Here is a 20489-nt window from a genome sequence, read left to right on the forward strand (position 1 = left end):
CATGTCGAAAAAGGTGATCTGGATTCCGCGCCGCCTGTCGGATGCGACGCTGGAGCGTGCGCGCCGCGATTACGAGGTGATCGTGAACGAGGCCGATACCCCCGGCAGTGCCGAGGACATCATCGCGATGAGTGCAAAGGTCGACGGGATGATCCCCTGCCACTCCGAGCGTTTCAGCGCGGATGTGGTGGCGCGGCTCGATCCCCGGCTGAAAATCGTGGCGAACCATTCGGTGGGTGTCGATCACTGTGATCTTGAGGCGTTGAAAGGCGCGGGCGTGGTGGTGACGAACACGCCCGATGTGCTGTCGGACGCGACCGCCGAGATCGCCATGCTGCTGATGCTGGGCGCCGCGCGCCACGCGGTGCGCGGCGATCGCCTTGTGCGGCAGGGGGAGTGGGATAGCTGGTCGCCCTCGTTCATGGTCGGCAAGCAGGTCACCGGCGCGCGGCTGGGCATCGTGGGGATGGGCCGCGTCGGTCGTGCCTTCGCCGAAAAGGCGCGTGGTTTCGGCATGGAAATCCATTATCACAACCGTTCGCGACTTGACCCGGATGTCGAGCAGGGTGCGGTCTATCACGAGGATGTGGAGAGCCTGCTCGAGGTCGCCGATTTCCTGTCGCTGCATTGCCCGGCGACGCCCGACACGGTCGATTTTCTGAATGCCGAGCGTATCGCCAAGCTGCCGCAAGGCGCGGTCGTGGTGAATACCGCGCGCGGCGCGCTGGTCGATGAAGACGCGCTCGTCGCGGGCATCGAATCGGGCCACATCGCCGCTGCCGGATTGGATTGCTTCAAGGTGGAGCCGGGCGGCAATCCGGCCTTTGCGGCGCATGAAAACATCTTCATGCTGCCCCATATCGGCAGCGCCACGCGCGCCACGCGCGACGCCATGGGGTTCCGCGCGCTCGACAATCTCGACGCGTTCTTCGCGGGGGATGCGCCGGGCGACCGTCTGGTCTGAGGCGCAGGCGCCCCGGATGTAACGAACCGTCGGGTGGAGGAGGCCTACCCTACGGTTCTCAGGTCTTACCTGCTCAACCCGCCATGCAACGTCGGCACGTCCAAACTCGCGAACCCGTAATGCCGCAGCCAGCGCAGGTCTGAATCAAAAAACGCCCGCAGGTCCGGTATCCCGTATTTCAGCATCGCGATCCGGTCGATGCCCATGCCGAAGGCAAAGCCCTGCCAGTCGTTGGGGTCGATGTGCCCGGCTTCCAAGACCTTGGGGTGCACCATGCCGCTCCCGAGGATTTCCAGCCAGTCGTCGCCCTCGCCGACCTTGAGCGTGCCGCCTTCCCATGAACAGCGGATATCCACCTCGGCCGAGGGTTCGGTGAACGGGAAATGCGAGGCGCGGAAGCGCAGTTCCACGTCGTCCACCTCGAAGAACGCCTTGACGAACTCCTCCAGCACCCACTTGAGATTGGCCATCGAGATATCGCGGTCGATGGCCAGCCCCTCGACCTGATGGAACATCGGCGTGTGGGTCTGGTCGTAATCCGCGCGGTAAACACGGCCCGGCGCGATCACCCGGATGGGCGCACCCTCGGCCTGCAAGGTGCGGATCTGCACCGGGCTGGTATGGGTCCGAAGCACATGCGGCGGGCGGTCGTCGCCGTCGGCACGATGGGTATAGAAGGTGTCCATCTCGGCGCGTGCCGGGTGATGGCCGGGAATGTTCAGCGCGTCGAAATTATACCAGTCAGACTCGATTTGCGGCCCTTCGGCCACGGCAAAGCCCATATCGGCAAAGATCGCCGTAACCTCTTCGGTCACTTGGCTGACGGGATGGATGGTGCCCTGTCGGCGCGGCCGCCCCGGCAGCGTCACGTCCAGCCATTCGCCCCGCAGCCGCTCATCGAGCGCGGCATCGCCCAGCGCCTGTTTCTTGGCCGCCAGCGCCGAATTGATCTCGTCCTTGAGCGCGTTGAGCGCCGGGCCCGCGACCTGCCGCTCCTCGGGGGTCATCTTGCCCAACTCGCGCATCTTGAGGCTGATCTCGCCCTTCTTGCCCACGGCCTGCACCCGCAGATCCTCGAGCGTGGATTCGTCGCCCGCATTGGCAATCGCCGTCAGATATTTGTCCCGCAGATCGTTCATGGCTCTTATCCCGCTGATGTCAGGGGGAGTTACCGCGCCTTGCGCGTGCGTGCAAGCATATGGGGCGGTCACGCGATATTGCGCAGCGACACCTCGACCGCATGCAGGAAGGATTTGGCCGAGGAACTCGCCGATAAAAGCAGGTAGTCATCATCCCCTGTGCGCAGGATCAAGACGCCCAGATGCTCCATCACCGTGCGCGCGGCGTGATCCATGCCGAACACGTCCGGGTGCAGGTCAATCGGGCAAATCCGCTCCAGCGCGCGCCTTGTGTTGCCACCCGAAAGCGCCAGCGCCACCCAGACATCGGTCTGATCGGTGGTGTAGACCGCGCCGTTCAGCCGCTCCGCCACGACACGCTCGGCATCGGGGGTCGCGTGGGTGAAGAGCGCAAAGGCCAGATCCGGGGCCAGCCGGATGAGGCGTGTGCCATCCCCGGCCTGAGCCGACCGGCCGATCCCGGGCAGGGCCACGCCATAGGCGGCCTGCACTGCCTGCTCTGCCGCCGTCTCGCCCCCCAAAGGCAGCGCCAGCGACACCAGCGCCAGATCGCCGGGCGCCCAGAGGCGCACGCCCGCAATCTCCATTTCCGTGCCCGCCAGGGGCGGCTCTGCCTGCAAGGTATACTCAGCCACGCAACCGCTCCCCGTCCGGGTCGATGAAATGCGCCGAAACCACCTCGACCTCCATCTCCCTGCCATGCACCGGGCTGACCGCGCGCAGGATTTCCCCCATCCGCGCATCGCCCCGCTTGAGAAAGCCCAGCCCGATGGAATGCCCCAGGCTCGGCGAATAGGCGACCGAGGACATCCAGCCCTGATCGTTTTCCATCGTCGCGGCCTCACCGTCGGTGATGAAATGCGACCCGGCAATCAGCCCCGTCGTGCGGTTCACGGGCCGGAACCCCACCAGCTTGACCGCATCCTCGCGCAGCATCTCGGGCCGTTGCGACAGCACATTGCCGATGCACTCCTTCTTCTGGCTGACCATCCGCCCCATGCCGAGGTTATGCGCCGTGGTCTGACCGTTCAACTCATTGCCCGCCGCATGCCCCTTTTCGATCCGCATGACGCCCAGCGCCTCGGTGCCGTAGGGCACGGCGTCGAACTCACGCCCAGCCTCCATCAGCACGCCCATCATGGCATTGCCATAGCGGGCGGGCACCGCGATCTCATAGGCCGACTCGCCCGAAAAGGAGATCCGGAACAGCCGCGCGGGCATGCCGCCGCAAATGGTGACCTCAGCGCAGGCCATGAAGGGGAACGCCTCGTTCGACAGGTCATGCGCCTCGTCCACCACCTTGCGCAACAGGTTGCGCGCGTTCGGCCCGGCGACGGCGAATTGCGCCCAACCGTCGGTGGTGGAAATCAGATGCACATCCAGATCGGGCCACAGGCATTGCCGCGCAAACTCCAGCCGCCGGAACACGGTGACGGCATTGGCGGTGGTGGTGGTCATCACGTAGTGCTGCTCGCCCAGACGCGCGGTCGTGCCGTCATCATAGGCGATCCCGTCTTCGCGCAGCATCAGCCCGTAACGGACCTTGCCCACCGCCAGCGTGGCAAAGCCGTTGCAATAGACCCGGTTCAGAAACTCGCCCGCGTCGCGCCCCTGAATGTCGATCTTGCCCAGCGTGGTCACGTCGCAGATGCCGACCGACCCGCGCGTCATCAACACCTCGCGATCCACCGAATCGCGCCAGCCCTGTTCGCCCTGGCGCGCGAACCATTGCGCGCGCAGCCAGTTGCCCACCTCGACGAAGGTTGCACCATTGGCCTCGGCCCAGCGATGCGATGGCGTCAGACGATAGGGCCGGAAGTCGCGGCCCCGCGCGCGGCCCGCCAGCGCGCCGATCGGCACCGGCGTATAGGGCGGGCGAAAGATCGTCGTGCCGGTCTCGGGGATGGTGCGGCCGGTGCATTCGGCCATGATCGCAAGCGCCGGGATATTCGCCGTCTTGCCCTGATCGGTGGCCATGCCCAGCGTGGTGTAACGCTTGAGATGCTCGACCGCGCGAAAGCCTTCCTGATGCGCCTGTTTCACGTCCTTGACGGTCACGTCGTTTTGCAGGTCGAGCCAGGCGCGCGCCCGGCTCTGCGGCACATGCCAGACGGGGGCACAGTCGCGCGGCTCGTCCTCGGCGCGGGGCAGATCGCTCTTGTCGGCATAGCCCAGTCGCCCCGCCACCGCACGCCCCTCGCGCAGCGCCGCCGCCAGCGTCATCGCGCCATTGGCCGCGCCCGCCACGACCATGCCGGGCGGCAGGTCATGCCCGGGCACGAAAGTCGAAATGTCATCGCGCCATGCGGGCCGCCCGCGCTGATGGCAGGTCAGATGCACGTTGGGACTCCAGCCGCCCGACACGGCGAGGCAATCGACGTCGATCATCTGTCCGTCGGTCAGCGTGATCTGCCGCAGCCCCTTGCGCCCTTTCGTGTCCATCACAGACGCGCCGCGCACATGCCGTGCGCCGGGCACATCGCAAACAGCGGGCGCGTCGCGCGTGTCGATCACGGCGGGCACCTCGACCCCCTTGGCAGCAAGGTCGGCGGCAGTGCGCCAGCCGTCGTCGTTATTGGTAAAGACCGCCACGCGCCGCCCCGGGGCCACGCCCCAGCGGTTGGCATAGGCGCGCACGGCCCCGGCCAGCATCACGCCGGGCCGGTCGTTGTTGCCAAAGGCGATGGGGCGCTCCGTCGCCCCTGCCGCCAGAACCGCATGCCGCGCATAGACGCGCCACAGCACCTGCCGGGGCTTGCCGCCGCTCGTGGCCAGGTGATCGGTGCAACGCTCCAGCACGCCGTAGATGCTGTGATCATAGGCTCCGTAGACCGTGCTGCGCGGCATCAGGCGCACGTTCGACATCGCAGCGAGTTCGGCGACAACACCGGCGGCCCAGTCGGCCCCGGATGCACCGTCCACCTCCAGCGTCTCGGCATTGAGCCGCCCGCCCATGACGAAATCCTCATCCGCCACGATCACCCGTGCGCCCGCCCGCGCCGCCGCCCGCGCCGCCATCAGCCCGGCAGGCCCCGCGCCGATCACCAGCAGGTCGCAATGCAGATAGCCCTTGTCGTAGGTGTCGGGATCCTCCTCCATCGACAGCCGCCCGAGACCGGCGGAGGCGCGGATCGCGGGCTCATAGAGCTTTTCCCAGAAGGCGCGCGGCCACATGAAGGTCTTGTAATAGAACCCCGCAGACAGGAACGGCGACAGCAGGTCCGTCACCGCCATCAGATCGAATTCGAGCGAGCCGCGATGGTTCTGGCTGCGTGCCTCCAGCCCGTCGAAGAGTTCGGCCACCGTGGCGCGGGTATTGGGCTCCTGCGCGGCCCCCTTGCGCAGTTCCACCAGCGCATTGGGCTCTTCCGACCCGGCGGTAAAGATGCCGCGCGGGCGGTGATACTTGAACGACCGCCCCACCAGCCGCTGCCCGTTGGCCAGCAGCGCCGAGGCCAGCGTATCGCCCGGATGGCCCTGCATGGCCCTTCCGTTGAAGGTAAAGGTGACCTCGGTGGACCGGTCGATCAGCCCGCCGGTGATGCGATGGATCTGACTCATCGGCTGCGTCCCCGGGCGCGGGCCATGTCGCGCGCCAGTTCGACTGCCGTGATCTCGTGGCTCACCGTGTCGCGCGTCACCACCAGCCAGGACCGGTCGCCCTGCTCGTGATACCACAATTCCTGATGCGCCCCCGCCGGGTTGTCGCGCAGGTAGCCATAGGCGTGAAAGGCCTCGGCGGCACTCTCGGCCTGCCAGTCGGGCCGGTCGATCAGCGCGGCATCGCCCAGATAGACGAATTCGGCGGCATCGCGCGGGCCCAGAAGCGGGTGATTGATGATCATGCGTCCGTGCCCTTCGTCAGCGGTTGGATTTGAGTATTTTTGGAACGATGAAAGGTCATGCGCGCGCCCCTCAATGCAGGTTGGGCTGGTTGCCCACGCCCTTTTCGTCGATCAGGTGCCCGCGCGCGAACCGGTCAAGACGCATTTCGGTGGCAACCGGGTGCGGCGCGTCCTTGGCCAGCAGATGGGCGTAGCACAACCCGCTCGCCGGGGTCGCCTTGAACCCGCCATAGCACCAGCCGCCGTTGAAATAGAGCCCGTCGACAGGGGTGCGGTCGATGAAGGGCGAGCCGTCCATCGACATGTCCATGATGCCGCCCCAACTGCGCAGGAGCCGCGCGCGCCCGATCATCGGCATGATCGCCATGCCGCCTTCTGCCACATCCTCGACCACCGGCAGGTTGCCGCGCTGCGCATAGGAATTGTAGCCGTCGATATCGCCGCCGAAGACCAGCCCGCCCTTGTCGGACTGGCTGACATAGAAATGCCCCGCCCCAAAGGTGATGACGCCAGGCAGCACCGGCTTCAGCCCCTCGGTGACGAAGGCCTGCAGGACATGGGATTCGATCGGCAGGCGCATCCCGGCCCGCGCCATCACCCGGCCCGAGGAGCCCGCGACGCAAACCCCCACCTTGCGCGCGCGGATGGCCCCGCGTGTCGTCTCGACACCCCGGCATTTGCCCTCGCGGATGTCGAAGCCGGTGACCTCGCAATTTTGGATGATGTCGACGCCGCGCGCATCGGCGCCGCGCGCATACCCCCAGGCCACCGCGTCATGCCGCACCGTGCCGCCGCGCCGCTGGAAAAGCCCCCCCTTGATCGGAAAGCGGGCATTGTCGAAATCGAGAAACGGCAACTCGGCGCGCAATTGATCGGCATCGGCCAGTTCCGCATCGGCGCCTGCCAGGAACATCGCATTGGCCCGTCGCACGAAGGCATCGCGCTGCGCGTCCGAATGAATGAGGTTCAGGATCGAGCGTTGGCTGACCATCGCGTTGTAATTGAAATCCTGCTCCAGCCCCTCCCAGAGCTTGAGCGACATCTCGTAGAACGGCTCGTTCCCCGGCAGCAGGTAGTTGGAGCGGATGATCGTGGTGTTGCGCCCGACATTGCCCGACCCGATCCAGCCCTTTTCCAGCACCGCGATGTTGCGCAACCCGAATTCCTTGGCGAGGTAATAGGCGGTGGCCAGACCATGCCCGCCGCCGCCGATGATGACGATATCATATTCGGGTTTCGGGTCGGGATCGCGCCAGGCCGGTTGCCAGCCGCGATTGCCGGTCAGCCCCTCGCGGAGGATTTTCAAGGCGGAATAGCGCATCGGGTCTGTCCTGTGGCTCGCTCTGGCGCGAGCATGGCCGATTTGGGTGGGCTATGCTTGCCCATGATAGTCATTTAGATGACGAATATGGACAAACATGCCCCCGGCCCGCATCGAATCGGTATCCTGCCGATCCCCGGATTCGCACTGATGTCATTCGCCGCCACGGTCGAGCCGCTGCGCGCCGCCAACCTGCTGGCGGGACGTACGCTCTATGAGGTGATCCATATCGCCCCGACGCCTGACCCGGTGTGCAGTTCCGGCGCGGCGCAGGTCAGGCCCGAGGCAGGGCTTGCCGAGGATCTGCACCTCGACCACCTTTTTCTCGTGGCGGGCGGCGACCCCGCGACCTATCCGGCGCGCGCGCTTGCCCCGTGGCTGGCGCGGCAGGCGCGGGCGGGCGTGGTGCTGGGCGGGGTCTCGGGCGGGCCGATCATCCTGGCGCGCGCCGGGCTGATGGGCGACCGGCGGATGACCGTGCATTGGGAATATGCCGCCGCCCTGGCCGAGGTCGCGCCCGACCTGCGCCTCGAGCGCACGCTCTATGTCATCGACCGCGACCGCATGACCTGCGCGGGCGGAACCGCGCCGATGGACATGATGCACGCGCTCATCGCCACGCATCACGGCCGCGCCTTTGCGCGGGAGGTCAGCGACTGGTTCATGCATACCGAGATCCGCCCGCCCACCGGCCCGCAACGATCAAGCCTGGTGGAACGTGTCGGCACGCAAAGCGCAGCGATCCTCGATGCGGTCGAGGCGATGGAGGGCAATATCGCCGACCCATTGTCCCTGCCGCATCTGGCGCAGATCGCGCGGCTGTCGCCACGACAGCTCAACCGGCTGTTCCGGCAGCATCTGGGTCAGACGACCCACGGCTATTACCGCCGCCTGCGGCTCGACAAGGCGCGCAACCTGTTGCGCAATTCGGGGCTGTCGCTGACCGAGGTCGCGCTAGCCACCGGCTTTGCCAGTTCCTCGCATTTCTCGCGCGCCTACCGCGCGGAATATGGCCAGCCGCCGTCGCGCTACCGCACCTCCTGATCGCGCCGCTCACGAATGAGCGCCTCCAGGTCCGCCAGCCGGGTCAGCACCTCGTCGCGATAGGTGTCGGTCCTTTCCGCATCCTCTGCGTGGTGCGCGTCCTGCATCGAGTTGACGATGAGACCGACCAGAAGGTTCACCACCGCGAAGGTGGTGACCATGATGAAGGGCACGAAGAAGGCCCAGGCATAGGGAAACACCTCCATCACCGGGCGCACGATGCCCATCGACCACGATTCCAGCGTCATGATCTGGAAAAGCGAGTACGCGCTGCGCCCGAGGTCGCCGAACCAGTCGGGAAAGGCCGCGCCAAAGAGCTTGGTCGCCATGACCGAGCCGATATAGAAGATCATGCCCATCAGCAGAAAGACCGAGCCCATCCCCGGCAGCGCCGTCACCAGCCCCTCGACCACTCGGCGCAGCGAGGGCGCGACCGACACCACGCGCAAGAGACGCAGGATGCGCAGCGCCCGCAGCACCGACAATCCTTGCGTCGCGGGCACCAGCGAAATGCCGACGATGATGAAATCGAAGATATTCCAGCCGCGCCGGAAGAACCCGGCAATGCCGCGCGCATAGAGCTTGGCCGCGATCTCGACCACGAAGACCGACAGGCACAGCTTGTCCAGCAGGATGATCAACCCGCCTGCCTGCGCCATGAGCGGTTCGGAGGTTTCCATCCCGAGGATCACGGCGTTGAACAGGATCACGCCAAGAATGGTGTTCTGGAAGAGCGGCGTGTCGAGAATGGCACCGATACGGCTTCGAAATGTCATGGCCTGCCTGTGGGTTCGCGCTGCAATCGCGCTGCATATGGGCGCGGCACGAGGGCACCGCAAGCGGGGGCAGGCTGTGCTACATCTTCTGCAGCATCCGGCCCAGCGGGCGGCCGCCCAGGAGATGCAGGTGGAAATGCGGCACCTCCTGCACGCCATTCTCGCCGGCATTGGTGATCGCGCGGAATCCGCCATCGCCCAAGCGCACCCCGGCCTGACGACAGACCTCGGCGACGGCACGGTTGAAATCGACAATCTCGGCATCGCTGGCCTCGGCCGCGAAATGATCGTAGCTGGCATAGGCCCCCTTGGGGATCACCAGCACATGCACCGGGGCCTGCGGCTGGATATCCTCGAAGGCAAGCGTGTGCTCGGTCTCCAGCACGGTCTTGCTGGGGATCTCGCCGCGGAGGATTTTGGCAAAGATGTTCTGATCGTCATAGGTGTAGGGCATGGACGTCCTCAATCTGCGAAAAGATGGTCGAGTGCGGCGATTTCCTGCGCCTTTTCGGGCGGAATATCAAGGAACCGCGACAAGAGATCGGGATAGCGCGCGGCATCGTCGGTCTCGCGCAGGATCAGGTGGTTCTCGAATTCGGAATCACGGATTTGGTCGCTTTCGTGGGTCATGGCACCGCGAATCGTCGGCAGCAGCCGCTCCAGCGTCTCGGGCGGGGTCTGCTCTCCGGCGAGGCCGACACGCATGGCGTGCCCGGTCAGGTAGGCATCGGTGAAATGGCACTGGATTTCCAGCAGCTTGGTCACCGACCGATCGCCGCAGAAATCCTGTAGCAGGTCGATGCTACCCGGGTCCATGCAGACGATCAGGCGGTCGGTCTCGTAATAGTCGAACAGCATCCGCATCAGCGCCCGGCGGTGGCGGGTGCGCTTGGCCAATGTGCCCTGGATACCGCCGAGATCGGGCAACGCGGTGCCCTCCTCGTTAAAGAGATACTCGATCGCGGGCAGGTTGGTGACCTGCCGGATGCGGTCGAGCAGGCGCTTTGCGACATGCCATTTCTTGCACACCACGATCATCAGCTCACGCTCGCGGCCCAGCGTGCTCTCGGTCTCCCAGAAGCGCTGGGCAAAGCGCCGCCCCTCGCGACCGCGCCCGGTGAGGAACTTGAACAGGCTGCGCCCCTCGTTCGAAATCTGGAACTCGGCCCGGGTGTTGTTGTAGAGCGCACCAAGGCGGCGCCTGAGCTCCAGCGCCTCGGGGCTGATCTTGCGGGCAAAGAGATAATCCTGGCTGAGCAGCAGGTCGTAATGGTCGTTGTAGAAGGTGACCGGCATGCCGTAATCGGTGAACATCAGAAAGGTCAGCGTTCGTGTCTCGATCTCCGCTTCGGGCACCAGATGACGCACCAGTGTCTGAAAGAACGTCTCGTCGGGAATCCAGGTGGTACGGAAGAACCGCATCACGTCGCGCCGCCGCCGCGTGAACTCGATGATCCACTCGACCGTGCGGCGGCGCAGGCACCACCACTGGCTGCCGATCTGGATCTGGATGTCATGCGGGATCGCGCGCGTCAGCCGCAGCCGCCTTTGCAACTGGAACGAGGCGTAGAACCGCTTGGGCTGGGTTCGTTCGTTGAAGATGTGGCGATAGATCAGCCGCTCTTCCTTCATCCCGGTCTTGATCCAGTCGCTGTCGAAATAATCGAAGCTTTCGACATAATCGACATCGCGCGCATCGAGGAACTCATGCGCGAAGGCGGCGGATTTGATCGGCGCACAATCGCCCGAAAGCATGTAGAAATGCGTGGCGCGCGGGAACTGGTCGACCGCCGCCTCGACGGCATGGAGGGTCGCCTGCACCAGGGACCATTCGCCCCAGCCGCATTTTATGCGCTTTCTCGCGAAGGTCACGTTGGGATTGTCGTCAAGCGCCTCGCGGATCTGCCGGAACGCCTCGGGCTTGGCGCGGGCGTCGAAATGGATCGACATGTAATCGCCCGCCGCGGTCAGCATCTCGGCCTGACGGATGATCGCCTCGGGATCTTTATGGCACAGCAGGATGAACGCGATTTTTGCCATATCAGAAACTGTGCAAGCCTTTTTTCAGAGATTGTGTATAGCAATAGCCGTGAAGGGTCTCTGAATAAACAGGCTTTCTTTGGTTTTTTGAACAGGTTACAAAACTCCTGAGCCCATAAAAACCGGGCCGGGACGTGCGGAGGCAGCGACAATGGGGTTTCCAGGAACATGGATGACCGAGAGCCAGAGCGTGGTCTACCGCGTGGTGCCGAAATGCGCCTGCTCGACCATCGGGCAGATCCTGTACTATTCCGATCACGGTGAATTCTTCGAGGGCGACATCCATGATGCCACCACCGGGCTGCACAAATGGGCGCGCGAGGACAGCCAGAAGCTGATCAACGCCAATGTGCGCACGCATACCTCCTATGCGTTCACCTGCGTGCGCAATCCCTATACCCGCATCCTGTCCTCGTTCTTCGACAAGATCTGCGGCATCCAGCGCAACGGCACCCGTTATCGCGGCAAGCTGGTTCCGATGCTGATCCAGAAATACGGCATCGAGGTGGGCGGCGAGGACGGAAAGCAGGAGTTCGACCAGATCAAGAGCTTTCGCCGCTTCCTGCTGTTCGTCCGCGACACGATCCGGTTCAAGCGCCCGATGGAGCCCGATATCCACTGGTCGGCCATGTCGGGACATGTCTCAACCTTCATCGTCAATGGCGGCACTTATGACAAGATCTTCTGGACCGAGGCGTTCAACGATGGCATGGCCGAGGTGCTCAAGTCGATTGAGACACCTCATAAGGTCAATCTCAAGACCATCCCGCGCTTTAACGAATCCGAAGGCCACGGGCCCAAGCGTGCCCACCCGGTCGAGGATTATTTCGACGACCTGTCGATGCATCTGATCCGCGAGATCTACAAACGCGATTTCGAGGTCTTCAAATACGATTTCGACAATCCCGCCAACAAGATGCCGGTGGGCGAGATCGATCTTGACGAGGTTCACGCCAAGCTGGGCGAGTGACCGGGTAAGCCCAGGCGTCGCAGATGAGTATTTGATCCATAAAGAAGCGGGCACTTGCATTCCGCGCCAATCGGCGTAAAAGGCGCGCCAGACATGCGCGTGATGCCCGCTCAGGCAAGAATCATCACCCCGGAGATCGGGGGCCCGGTTGGGTATCCGTGCGTCACACCTAGATACCGAACCTTGAAAGGGTCTGATTCACATGGCCAATACACCCCAGTCCAAGAAGCGCGCCCGCCAGAACGAAAAGCGCTTTGCCATCAACAAAGCCCGCCGGTCGCGGATCCGTACCTACCTGCGCAAGGTCGAAGAGGCGATCGCCTCGGGTGACAAGGATGTCGCAACGGCAGCCTTGCGCGCCGCGCAACCCGAGTTGATGCGCGGCGTCACCAAGGGTGTCTTCCACAAGAACACCGCGTCGCGCAAGATTTCGCGCCTCGCAGCGCGGGTCAAGACGCTCGGCTAAGGCGTTCGCCTAAGTCGTTGAAGGATAAAGGCACCGCCACGCGCGGTGCCTTTTTGTTTCCAGGGCGTCTGTGAGGGCGGGCAGATTCTTTTCCGCCAAAGCTGCTGTCAAGCGCATTGATCAGTTGCCCAGCGGGCCGGGACGTTGCTAATTTCGGACCTGCGATTCACGCTTGGGGGGACAGGCTGTATCAGATCAGGGTCGGGACAAAACCGATCTGGCCCGGGTTTGGAACAAGCATTATTGCTTTGGCTTTGTCCATATAAACGCATTTTGAAAGACGATGGGAACGCGGCCGGTTGGGACGGGCCGCTCATGCCCGAGGCTTTCGGAATGCACGGTGATCTGTCGAAGGGCCTTGCGGCTGTTGCCTGGCGCAACGGCATGGATGGTTTTTTGCCCCTCATCCGTCAATCGCGCACCACGGGTGAACCTGTCGGCGGATCCTCCGCCCGGCGGGGACGAGAGAGCAGCGGAACGGGGTATCATGACGCAAGAACAATGGGGACGGTTGAAGCAGAAGATTCAGCAATCCGTCGGGCAGAGCAATTTCCGAAACTGGATCGAGCCGCTGGAATTTGCCGAGGTGTCGGACGGCGTCGCGACACTGCAGGTGCCCACAAGCTTTCTCGGCAACTATGTCTCGCAGCATTTCGGTGATCTGATCCTCTATCAGATCGCCAGCATCGACCCGAAGGTGCGGCGTCTCAATTTCCGGGTGGCCGCGAATTGCGCCACGCGCCCGTCCGCTGCAACTGCGCCCAAGACCGCCGCGGCCTCGCCACAGGGCAAGACCGACGGCAACCTGCCCTCCGCGCCGCTGGACGAGCGGTTCCGCTTTGACACCTTCGTCGTGGGCAAGCCCAACGAACTGGCGCATGCTGCCGCCAAGCGCGTGGCCGAAGGCGGGCCGACGACCTTCAATCCGCTCTTCCTCTATGGCGGCGTGGGCCTGGGCAAGACCCACCTGATGCATGCCATCGCCTGGGAGCTGACCTCCGCCAGCCCCGAGCTCAACGTGCTCTATCTCTCGGCGGAGCAGTTCATGTACCGTTTCGTGCAGGCTCTGCGCGACCGCAAGATGATGGATTTCAAGGAATTGTTCCGCTCGGTCGATATCCTGATGGTCGATGACGTGCAGTTCATCGCCGGCAAGGACAGCACCCAGGAAGAGTTCTTTCACACCTTCAACGCGCTGGTCGATCAGAACAAGCAGATCGTGATTTCCGCCGATTGCGCCCCCGGCGAGATCGCCAATCTCGAGGACCGGATCAAGTCGCGCCTGCAATGCGGCCTTGTCGTCGATCTGCACCCCACCGATTACGAATTGCGTCTTGGCATCCTGCAATCCAAGGTCGAGCGTCACCGCGAGCAATATCCCGACCTGCTGCTGCATGACGGGGTGCTGGAATTCCTCGCCCACCGGATCAGCACCAATGTGCGCGTGCTCGAGGGCGCGCTGACCCGGCTTTTCGCCTTCGCCTCGCTGGTGCGTCAGCCGATCACGCTGGAACTGACGCAGGATTGTCTTGCCGACGTGCTGCGTGCCTCCGAGCGCAAGGTCTCGGTCGAGGAAATTCAACGCAAGGTCTCGGATCACTACAACATCCGCCTGTCTGACATGATCGGGCCCAAGCGTGTACGGGCCTTTGCGCGGCCGCGGCAGGTGGCGATGTATCTGTGCAAGCAGATGACCTCGCGCTCGCTGCCCGAGATCGGCCGCCGCTTTGGCGGGCGCGACCACACCACCGTGATGCACGGGGTCAAGCGCATCGAGGAGTTGCGCATCCAGGACGCGCAGATCGCCGACGATCTGGAGCTTTTGCGCCGCACGCTCGAGGGCTGAGCGCGGCTTTGCCGTCGCAAACACCCTCCGCGTGGCACGGCGCGGGGGGTGTGGCCCTTGACGCTGCCGGATTTCCAGCCGAAAACACGATAAATCGCTTGAGCCGCAGGGGAATATTGCTACCGTGCCCCTCCCGGCGCAAGACCGGCACCTGACAGGAGCGAGGGCATGAAACTCAGCATCGAACGCGGCACGCTGCTCAAGGCCGTGGCACAGGCACAATCCGTGGTCGAGCGGCGCAACACCATTCCGATCCTCGCCAATGTGCTGATCGAGGCCGACGGCGACGCGGTGCATTTCCGTGCCACCGACCTCGATATCGAGGTGGTCGACAAGGCCCCGGCACAGGTCGAACGCGCCGGTGCCACCACCGTCTCGGCGGTGATGCTGCATGAGATTGTGCGCAAGCTGCCCGACGGCGCGCTTGTGACGCTCGCCGATGACGGTGCAGCAGGGCGTCTTACCGTGCAGGCGGGCCGGTCGAACTTCAACCTCGCGACCCTGCCCAAGGAAGACTTTCCGGTGATGGCCTCGTCGGAATATGCCTGCAATTTCTCGGCCCCCGCGCCGGTGCTGCGGCGACTGTTCGACAAGTCGAAATTCGCCATTTCGACCGAGGAAACCCGCTATTACCTGAACGGCGTCTACCTGCATGTCTCGGAGGCCGATGGTGGCCGCGTGCTGCGCTGTGTCGCCACCGACGGCCACCGCCTTGCCCGGATCGACGCCGACCTGCCCGAGGGTGCCGTCGACATGCCTGGCGTCATCGTGCCGCGCAAGACCGTGGGCGAATTGCGCAAGCTTCTGGAAGATGACGAGATGAAGATCGCGGTGTCGGTGTCCGAGACCAAGATCCGCTTTGCCACCCCCGACATCACGCTGACGTCGAAGGTGATCGACGGCACCTTTCCCGATTACACCCGCGTTATCCCGCAGGGCAACACCCGCCGGATGGAGGTGGACGCCGCCGAATTCGCGCAGGCCGTGGACCGCGTGGCGACCGTCAGTTCCGAACGCTCGCGCGCCGTCAAGCTGTCGCTCGACGAGGACCGTCTGATCCTCTCGGTCAATGCCCCCGACAGCGGCGCCGCCGAGGAAGAGCTTGCCGTGGCCTATGGCGACGAGCGGCTGGAGATCGGTTTCAACGCCAAGTACCTGCTGGAGATTGCCAGCCAGGTCGATCGCGAGAACGCCGTGTTCCTGTTCAACTCTTCGGGCGATCCCACGCTGATGCGCGAAGGCAATGACACGACGGCGGTCTATGTCGTCATGCCGATGCGGGTGTGACATCTGTCGGAGCCTCCGGCGGGAGTATTTTCGGAACGATGAAAGGGCCGTGAATGCCCGGCCTCTACCTGTCGGACCTGACCCTTTCGCATTTCCGCTCGCATAAATCGGCGCGGCTTTCGCTCGATTCGCGTCCCGTGGCGATCCATGGCCCCAACGGCGCAGGCAAGACCAACCTGATCGAGGCGGTCTCGCTCCTGTCTCCGGGGCGCGGGCTGCGGCGTGCGGCGGCGCAGGACATGGCGCGCCGGCCTGAATCCCTTGGTTGGAAGATCACCGGCCTCCTGCACTCGCTGACCCGTGTTCACGAGGTCGAAATCCTGTCGGAAGAAGGCGCGGCGCGGCAGGTGCGCATCGACGAGAAATCCGTCACCCAACTGGCGCTGGGCCAGATCGCCCGGGTGCTCTGGCTGATCCCGTCGATGGACCGGCTCTGGATCGAGGGGGCCGAGGGGCGCAGGCGGTTTCTGGATCGGATGACGATGAGCTTTCTACCCGATCATGGTGATGCGTCGCTGGCCTATGAAAAGGCGATGCGCGAACGCAATCGCCTGCTCAAGGATCAGGTGCGCGACGCACATTGGTATCTGGCATTGGAGCGGCAGATGGCCCAAAGCGGCGCGCAGATCCACGCCAATCGCAAACACGCGCTTGCCCTCATCGCGGGTGCGCAGATGCAGGCCGAGACGGCCTTTCCCAGCGCCGAACTGGAGCTGACCCAGACCGAGGGAGAGATGCCCGAGACCGCCGTTGATCTGCGCGAGGCATTGGCCGAGAGCCGGTTTCGCGATCTCATCGCCGGGCGCACCCTGATCGGTCCGCACCGCGCCGACCTCTACGGGGTCTATGCCGCCAAGGGCGTGCCCGCCGCCGACTGCTCCACCGGCGAGCAAAAGGCGCTGCTGGTCTCGCTCATCCTTGCCAATGCCCGCGCGCTCGCCCGCGATTTCGGCGCGCCGCCGATTTTGTTGCTGGATGAGGTCGCAGCCCACCTTGACGCCGCCCGCCGCGCGGCGCTCTATGACGAAATCTGCGGCCTCGGCGCTCAGGCGTGGATGACCGGCACCGGGCCGGAACTCTTCGCCGAACTGGGCCCGCGCGCGCAACACGTCCACGTCACCGACACCGACGGCACCAGCCGGATCACAACAGAGGCCCCATGACCCCGCAACGCGTCACCCTCATCACCCTTGGCGTCGAGGATCTCGACCGGTCGCGGGCGTTTTACGCCGCCCTTGGCTGGACCCCGGCAGAATCCCTGGACAAGGTCGCCTTCTACCAGATGAACGGGCTGGTTCTGGGGCTGTTCGGCACATCCGAGCTCGCCGCCGATCAGGGCCGCCCCGGTGCCGCGCTCGGCACCGGCGCGATCACGCTGGCGCAGAACTTCATGACCGAGGCCGAGGTGGATAGCGCCTATGCCACCGCCCTTGCCGCCGGGGCGACCGCGCTCAAGGCTCCGGAGAAGGTGTTCTGGGGCGGCTATTCCGGCTATTTCGCCGATCCCGACGGCCATGTCTGGGAACTGGCGATGAACCCGTTCTGGCCGCTCTCCCCCGATGGCAGCCTCACCTTGCCCGAGGCCCCATGACTGTCAGCCTTTTCGATCTGATGCTCTACGCCGCCGCCATGGCGGGCCTCTGGGCGGTGCCCGGCCCGGTCTGGGTGGCGCTGACCGCGCGGTCGCTCTCGGGGGGGATGGCCGGGGCCTGGCCGCTGGCGGTGGGCGTCGCATTGGGCGATCTGATCTGGCCGCTCTGCGCGATTCTCGGCCTGGCGTGGGTGCTGTCGGTCTATGGCGACGCGCTGGAGATGCTGCGCTGGATCGCGGCCGGGGTGTTCATCGTGATGGGGCTCTTGCTGATCCGCGCGCCCTCGCGCCCGCCAAGCGCCGACAGCCGCATGACCCGTCCCGGCATCTGGGCCGGGTTCTCGGTCGGCGTGGCGGCGGTGATCGGCAATCCCAAGGCGATCCTCTTCTACATGGGTTTCCTGCCGGGCTTCTTCGATCTCTCCACCGTCACCGTGCCCGACATCGCCGCGATCCTCGCGGTTTCGGCCATCGTGCCGATGCTGGGCAACCTTGCACTCGCCTTCTTTCTCGACCGCGCGCGCCGCCTTTTGCAGAGCCCAAAGGCGATTGCCCGGCTCAATATCGGCTCTGGCGTGCTGCTGATTCTGGTGGGGCTGGTCATTCCCTTCACCTGACAGCAGAACCTACGCAAAATATAGCGGTTGGGCGTGACATTCCCCCCAATAAAACGTATAAAATCACAAAAATACGAAGGAACACACGCATGTCCGAACCCGCCATCGTGCCCGAAGAATACGGCGCCGATTCCATCAAGGTTCTCAAAGGGTTGGAAGCTGTTCGCAAACGCCCCGGCATGTATATCGGGGATACCGACGACGGCTCCGGTCTGCATCACATGGTCTACGAGGTCGTGGATAACGGTATCGACGAGGCGCTGGCCGGTCACGCCGACGCGGTCAACGTCACGATTCACGCGGATTCCAGCGTATCCGTGAGCGACAATGGCCGTGGCATTCCCGTCGACATGCATGAGGGCGAAGGTGTCTCGGCCGCCGAGGTGATCATGACCCAGCTGCATGCGGGCGGCAAATTCGACCAGAACTCCTACAAGGTCTCGGGCGGGTTGCACGGGGTCGGCGTCTCGGTGGTCAATGCGCTGTCGGAATGGCTGGAACTGCGCATCTGGCGAAATGGCAAGGAACATTATGCCCGGTTCGAAGGCGGGTTTACCACCGAGCCGCTACGCGTTCTGGGCGATGCGAACGGTCGCAAGGGCACCGAGGTGCGCTTTCTCGCCTCGCTCGAAACCTTCTCCAACCTCGAATACAGCTTCGAGACGCTGGAAAAGCGCCTGCGCGAACTGGCATTCCTCAATTCCGGCGTGCGCATCATCCTGCGCGATGAACGCCCGACAGAGCCGCTCAAATCCGAGCTTTTCTACGAGGGCGGGGTCAAGGAATTCGTCAAGTATCTCGACCGCCACAAGACCCCGGCCATGCCGGAACCGATCTTCATCACCGGCGAGCGGGACGAGATCGGCGTCGAGGTGGCGATGTGGTGGAACGACAGCTATCACGAGACGGTGCTGCCCTTTACCAACAACATCCCGCAGCGCGATGGCGGCACCCATATGGCCGGATTTCGCGGCGCGCTGACCCGCACCATCAACAACTACGCCCAGACCACCGGCATCGCCAAAAAGGAAAAGGTCACCTTCACCGGCGATGACGCGCGCGAGGGGCTGACCTGCGTGCTTTCGGTCAAGGTGCCCGATCCCAAATTCTCCAGCCAGACCAAGGACAAGCTGGTCAGTTCCGAGGTACGCCCGGCGGTCGAGGGACTCGTCAACGAGAAGCTCGCCGAATGGTTCGAGGAGAATCCGCAGATCGCCCGGATCATCGTGAGCAAGATCATCGAGGCCGCCCATGCCCGCGAAGCCGCGCGCAAGGCGCGTGACCTGACCCGGCGCAAGAACCCGATGGATGTGAATTTCCTGGCCGGCAAGCTCAAGGACTGCTCTTCCAAGGATCCGTCCAAGACCGAGCTTTTCATCGTCGAGGGCGATTCGGCGGGCGGCTCTGCGCAGACCGGGCGCGACCGGGGCACACAGGCGATCCTGCCGCTCAAGGGCAAGATCCTCAATGTCGAGCGCGCGCGTTTCGACCGGATGCTGGGCTCACAGGAGATCGGCAATCTGGTGATGGCGCTCGGCACCGGCATCGGCCGCGACGAGTTCGACATCTCGAAGCTTCGCTATCACAAGATCGTGCTGATGACCGATGCCGATGTCGATGGCGCGCATATCCGCACGCTGCTGCTGACCTTCTTTTACCGCCAGATGCCCGAACTGATCGAGGGCGGCTACCTCTATATTGCCCAACCGCCGCTCTACAAGGTGATGCGCGGCAAGTCCGAGGTCTATCTCAAGGATCACCCCTCGCTCGAGGATTACCTGATCGATCAGGGCACCACAGATGCCGCCCTGCGGCTTGGTTCGGGCGAGGAAATCGCCGGGCCCGATCTGGTGCGCGTGGTCGAAGAGGCGCGGCAGGCCAAGCGCAGCCTCGAGGCGTTCCCGACCCATTACCCCCGCCACATCCTTGAACAGGCGGCCATCGCCGAGGCATTTCTGCCAGGGCGCGTCGACAGTGATCTGCAAGGCGTGGCCGATACCATCGCCACCCGGCTCGACATGATCTCGAACGAATACGAGCGCGGCTGGCAGGGGCGCCCGACACAGGATCAGGGCATCCGCCTGACCCGCACCGTGCGCGGGGTCGAGGAAATGCGCACGCTCGACGGCCCGGTGCTGCGCGGCGGCGACGCCCGCCGCCTCGCGCAACAGACCGAACAGCTGCGCGCCATCTATGCCGAGCGCGCAACCTTGCTGCGCAAGGACCGCTCACAACCCATCTTCGGCCCGCTCGACCTATTGGGCGCGATCCTGAAAGAGGGGGAGAAGGGCCTTACGTTGCAACGCTACAAGGGGCTGGGCGAAATGAACCCCAATCAGCTCTGGGAGACCACGCTCGACCCGGACGCGCGCACGTTCCTGCAGGTCAAGATCGACGACGTGGCCGAGGCGGATGACCTTTTCACCAAGCTGATGGGCGACGTGGTGGAACCACGCCGGGAGTTCATTCAGGAGAATGCGCTGAACGTGGAAAATCTCGATTTTTGAACCGGTATGGGGACGCATGGTCGTGCGCGTGTTTGCGCAGGGGCGGCGCTGCTGAAATGTGCCGGGCGGCAGGCAC

The 20489-nt window shown here is 64.2% G+C and carries 18 protein-coding genes; 10 read left to right on the top strand and 8 right to left on the bottom strand.

Translation table 11 applies throughout. The features are described 5' to 3' along the window. The first annotated feature begins 1 nt into the window (after position 1). A complete protein-coding gene (locus ACSSV4_RS02105) occupies positions 2-964 on the top strand; it encodes a 2-hydroxyacid dehydrogenase (RefSeq protein ID WP_454273111.1) in 963 nt (320 codons plus the stop codon). Positions 965-1029: 65 nt separating this feature from the next. Here the strand turns inward: ACSSV4_RS02105 and pheS are convergent, their stop codons facing one another. The 5 genes from pheS to ACSSV4_RS02130 form a co-directional block, all read right to left on the bottom strand. Next, entirely contained in the window at positions 1030-2103 is a 1074-nt protein-coding gene (pheS, locus tag ACSSV4_RS02110; protein WP_454273112.1) for a phenylalanine--tRNA ligase subunit alpha, read from the bottom strand. 68 nt (positions 2104-2171) lie between these two features. After that, entirely contained in the window at positions 2172-2738 is a 567-nt protein-coding gene (locus ACSSV4_RS02115; protein ID WP_454273113.1) for a sarcosine oxidase subunit gamma, read from the bottom strand. Then, the gene (locus ACSSV4_RS02120; protein ID WP_454273114.1) at positions 2731-5664 is read right to left on the bottom strand and encodes a sarcosine oxidase subunit alpha family protein; all 2934 of its coding nucleotides are present in this window, start codon (positions 5662-5664) and stop codon (positions 2731-2733) included. Before ACSSV4_RS02120 ends, ACSSV4_RS02115 begins: the two co-directional genes overlap by 8 nt. Beyond that, entirely contained in the window at positions 5661-5948 is a 288-nt protein-coding gene (locus ACSSV4_RS02125) for a sarcosine oxidase subunit delta (protein ID WP_454273115.1), read from the bottom strand. The genes ACSSV4_RS02120 and ACSSV4_RS02125 overlap by 4 nt, the downstream gene beginning before the upstream one ends. Before the next feature lie 70 nt (positions 5949-6018). Next, positions 6019-7269, bottom strand: coding sequence for a sarcosine oxidase subunit beta family protein (locus ACSSV4_RS02130; RefSeq protein WP_454273116.1), 1251 nt, complete (start codon positions 7267-7269; stop codon positions 6019-6021). Positions 7270-7347: 78 nt separating this feature from the next. On the opposite strand from ACSSV4_RS02130, the gene ACSSV4_RS02135 reads away from it, so the two are divergent. Then, positions 7348-8313: a GlxA family transcriptional regulator gene (locus ACSSV4_RS02135; RefSeq protein WP_454273117.1), complete on the top strand. Its 966-nt coding sequence runs from the start codon at positions 7348-7350 to the stop codon at positions 8311-8313. Here the strand turns inward: ACSSV4_RS02135 and ACSSV4_RS02140 are convergent. The 3 genes from ACSSV4_RS02140 to ACSSV4_RS02150 all read right to left on the bottom strand — a co-directional run bounded on the left by ACSSV4_RS02140 (position 8298) and on the right by ACSSV4_RS02150 (position 11129). Further along, positions 8298-9089, bottom strand: coding sequence for an ion transporter (locus ACSSV4_RS02140; RefSeq protein ID WP_454273118.1), 792 nt, complete (start codon positions 9087-9089; stop codon positions 8298-8300). The genes ACSSV4_RS02135 and ACSSV4_RS02140 overlap by 16 nt on opposite strands. A gap of 79 nt (positions 9090-9168) precedes the next feature. Beyond that, positions 9169-9543 carry a histidine triad nucleotide-binding protein gene (locus ACSSV4_RS02145; protein ID WP_454273119.1) on the bottom strand — a complete coding sequence of 125 codons (375 nt, stop codon included), beginning with the start codon at positions 9541-9543 and terminating at the stop codon, positions 9169-9171. Between the two features lie 8 nt (positions 9544-9551). After that, the gene (locus ACSSV4_RS02150) at positions 9552-11129 is read right to left on the bottom strand and encodes a DUF5928 domain-containing protein (RefSeq protein WP_454273120.1); all 1578 of its coding nucleotides are present in this window, start codon (positions 11127-11129) and stop codon (positions 9552-9554) included. Between the two features lie 151 nt (positions 11130-11280). Here ACSSV4_RS02150 and ACSSV4_RS02155 point away from each other — a divergent pair, with 151 nt between their 5' ends. The 8 genes from ACSSV4_RS02155 to gyrB all read left to right on the top strand — a co-directional run bounded on the left by ACSSV4_RS02155 (position 11281) and on the right by gyrB (position 20413). Further along, the gene (locus ACSSV4_RS02155; RefSeq protein WP_454273121.1) at positions 11281-12099 is read left to right on the top strand and encodes a sulfotransferase family protein; all 819 of its coding nucleotides are present in this window, start codon (positions 11281-11283) and stop codon (positions 12097-12099) included. Positions 12100-12301: 202 nt separating this feature from the next. Beyond that, positions 12302-12565: a 30S ribosomal protein S20 gene (gene rpsT, locus ACSSV4_RS02160; protein WP_454273122.1), complete on the top strand. Its 264-nt coding sequence runs from the start codon at positions 12302-12304 to the stop codon at positions 12563-12565. A gap of 487 nt (positions 12566-13052) precedes the next feature. Beyond that, positions 13053-14411 (top strand): chromosomal replication initiator protein DnaA, encoded by a 1359-nt coding sequence (gene dnaA / locus ACSSV4_RS02165; protein WP_454273123.1) that lies wholly within the window; start codon positions 13053-13055, stop codon positions 14409-14411. Positions 14412-14579: 168 nt separating this feature from the next. Then, complete coding sequence (gene dnaN / locus ACSSV4_RS02170; protein ID WP_454273124.1) at positions 14580-15698, top strand: DNA polymerase III subunit beta; 1119 nt, start codon at positions 14580-14582, stop codon at positions 15696-15698. A 53-nt stretch (positions 15699-15751) separates the two neighbouring features. Then, complete coding sequence (gene recF, locus ACSSV4_RS02175) at positions 15752-16861, top strand: DNA replication/repair protein RecF (protein ID WP_454273125.1); 1110 nt, start codon at positions 15752-15754, stop codon at positions 16859-16861. After that, entirely contained in the window at positions 16858-17289 is a 432-nt protein-coding gene (locus tag ACSSV4_RS02180) for a VOC family protein (protein WP_454273126.1), read from the top strand. The genes recF and ACSSV4_RS02180 overlap by 4 nt, the downstream gene beginning before the upstream one ends. Next, positions 17286-17906: a LysE family translocator gene (locus tag ACSSV4_RS02185; RefSeq protein WP_454273127.1), complete on the top strand. Its 621-nt coding sequence runs from the start codon at positions 17286-17288 to the stop codon at positions 17904-17906. The genes ACSSV4_RS02180 and ACSSV4_RS02185 overlap by 4 nt, the downstream gene beginning before the upstream one ends. Before the next feature lie 89 nt (positions 17907-17995). After that, positions 17996-20413, top strand: a complete 2418-nt coding sequence (gene gyrB, locus ACSSV4_RS02190) for a DNA topoisomerase (ATP-hydrolyzing) subunit B (protein ID WP_454273128.1) — start codon at positions 17996-17998, stop codon at positions 20411-20413. Positions 20414-20489 lie beyond the last annotated feature (76 nt).

The organism is Roseovarius sp. MBR-154, from assembly GCF_053628595.1.

Excerpts from the sequence above, each read along its gene's own strand:
- ACSSV4_RS02105 (WP_454273111.1), top strand. The coding sequence starts at position 2 with ATGTCGAAAAAGGTGATCTGGATTCCGCGCCGCCTGTCGGATGCGACG.
- pheS (WP_454273112.1), bottom strand. The coding sequence starts at position 2,103 with ATGAACGATCTGCGGGACAAATATCTGACGGCGATTGCCAATGCGGGC.
- ACSSV4_RS02120 (WP_454273114.1), bottom strand. The coding sequence starts at position 5,664 with ATGAGTCAGATCCATCGCATCACCGGCGGGCTGATCGACCGGTCCACC.
- ACSSV4_RS02125 (WP_454273115.1), bottom strand. The coding sequence starts at position 5,948 with ATGATCATCAATCACCCGCTTCTGGGCCCGCGCGATGCCGCCGAATTC.
- ACSSV4_RS02130 (WP_454273116.1), bottom strand. The coding sequence starts at position 7,269 with ATGCGCTATTCCGCCTTGAAAATCCTCCGCGAGGGGCTGACCGGCAAT.
- ACSSV4_RS02135 (WP_454273117.1), top strand. The coding sequence starts at position 7,348 with ATGACGAATATGGACAAACATGCCCCCGGCCCGCATCGAATCGGTATC.
- ACSSV4_RS02140 (WP_454273118.1), bottom strand. The coding sequence starts at position 9,089 with ATGACATTTCGAAGCCGTATCGGTGCCATTCTCGACACGCCGCTCTTC.
- ACSSV4_RS02145 (WP_454273119.1), bottom strand. The coding sequence starts at position 9,543 with ATGCCCTACACCTATGACGATCAGAACATCTTTGCCAAAATCCTCCGC.
- ACSSV4_RS02150 (WP_454273120.1), bottom strand. The coding sequence starts at position 11,129 with ATGGCAAAAATCGCGTTCATCCTGCTGTGCCATAAAGATCCCGAGGCG.
- ACSSV4_RS02155 (WP_454273121.1), top strand. The coding sequence starts at position 11,281 with ATGGGGTTTCCAGGAACATGGATGACCGAGAGCCAGAGCGTGGTCTAC.
- rpsT (WP_454273122.1), top strand. The coding sequence starts at position 12,302 with ATGGCCAATACACCCCAGTCCAAGAAGCGCGCCCGCCAGAACGAAAAG.
- dnaA (WP_454273123.1), top strand. The coding sequence starts at position 13,053 with ATGACGCAAGAACAATGGGGACGGTTGAAGCAGAAGATTCAGCAATCC.
- dnaN (WP_454273124.1), top strand. The coding sequence starts at position 14,580 with ATGAAACTCAGCATCGAACGCGGCACGCTGCTCAAGGCCGTGGCACAG.
- recF (WP_454273125.1), top strand. The coding sequence starts at position 15,752 with ATGCCCGGCCTCTACCTGTCGGACCTGACCCTTTCGCATTTCCGCTCG.
- ACSSV4_RS02180 (WP_454273126.1), top strand. The coding sequence starts at position 16,858 with ATGACCCCGCAACGCGTCACCCTCATCACCCTTGGCGTCGAGGATCTC.
- ACSSV4_RS02185 (WP_454273127.1), top strand. The coding sequence starts at position 17,286 with ATGACTGTCAGCCTTTTCGATCTGATGCTCTACGCCGCCGCCATGGCG.
- gyrB (WP_454273128.1), top strand. The coding sequence starts at position 17,996 with ATGTCCGAACCCGCCATCGTGCCCGAAGAATACGGCGCCGATTCCATC.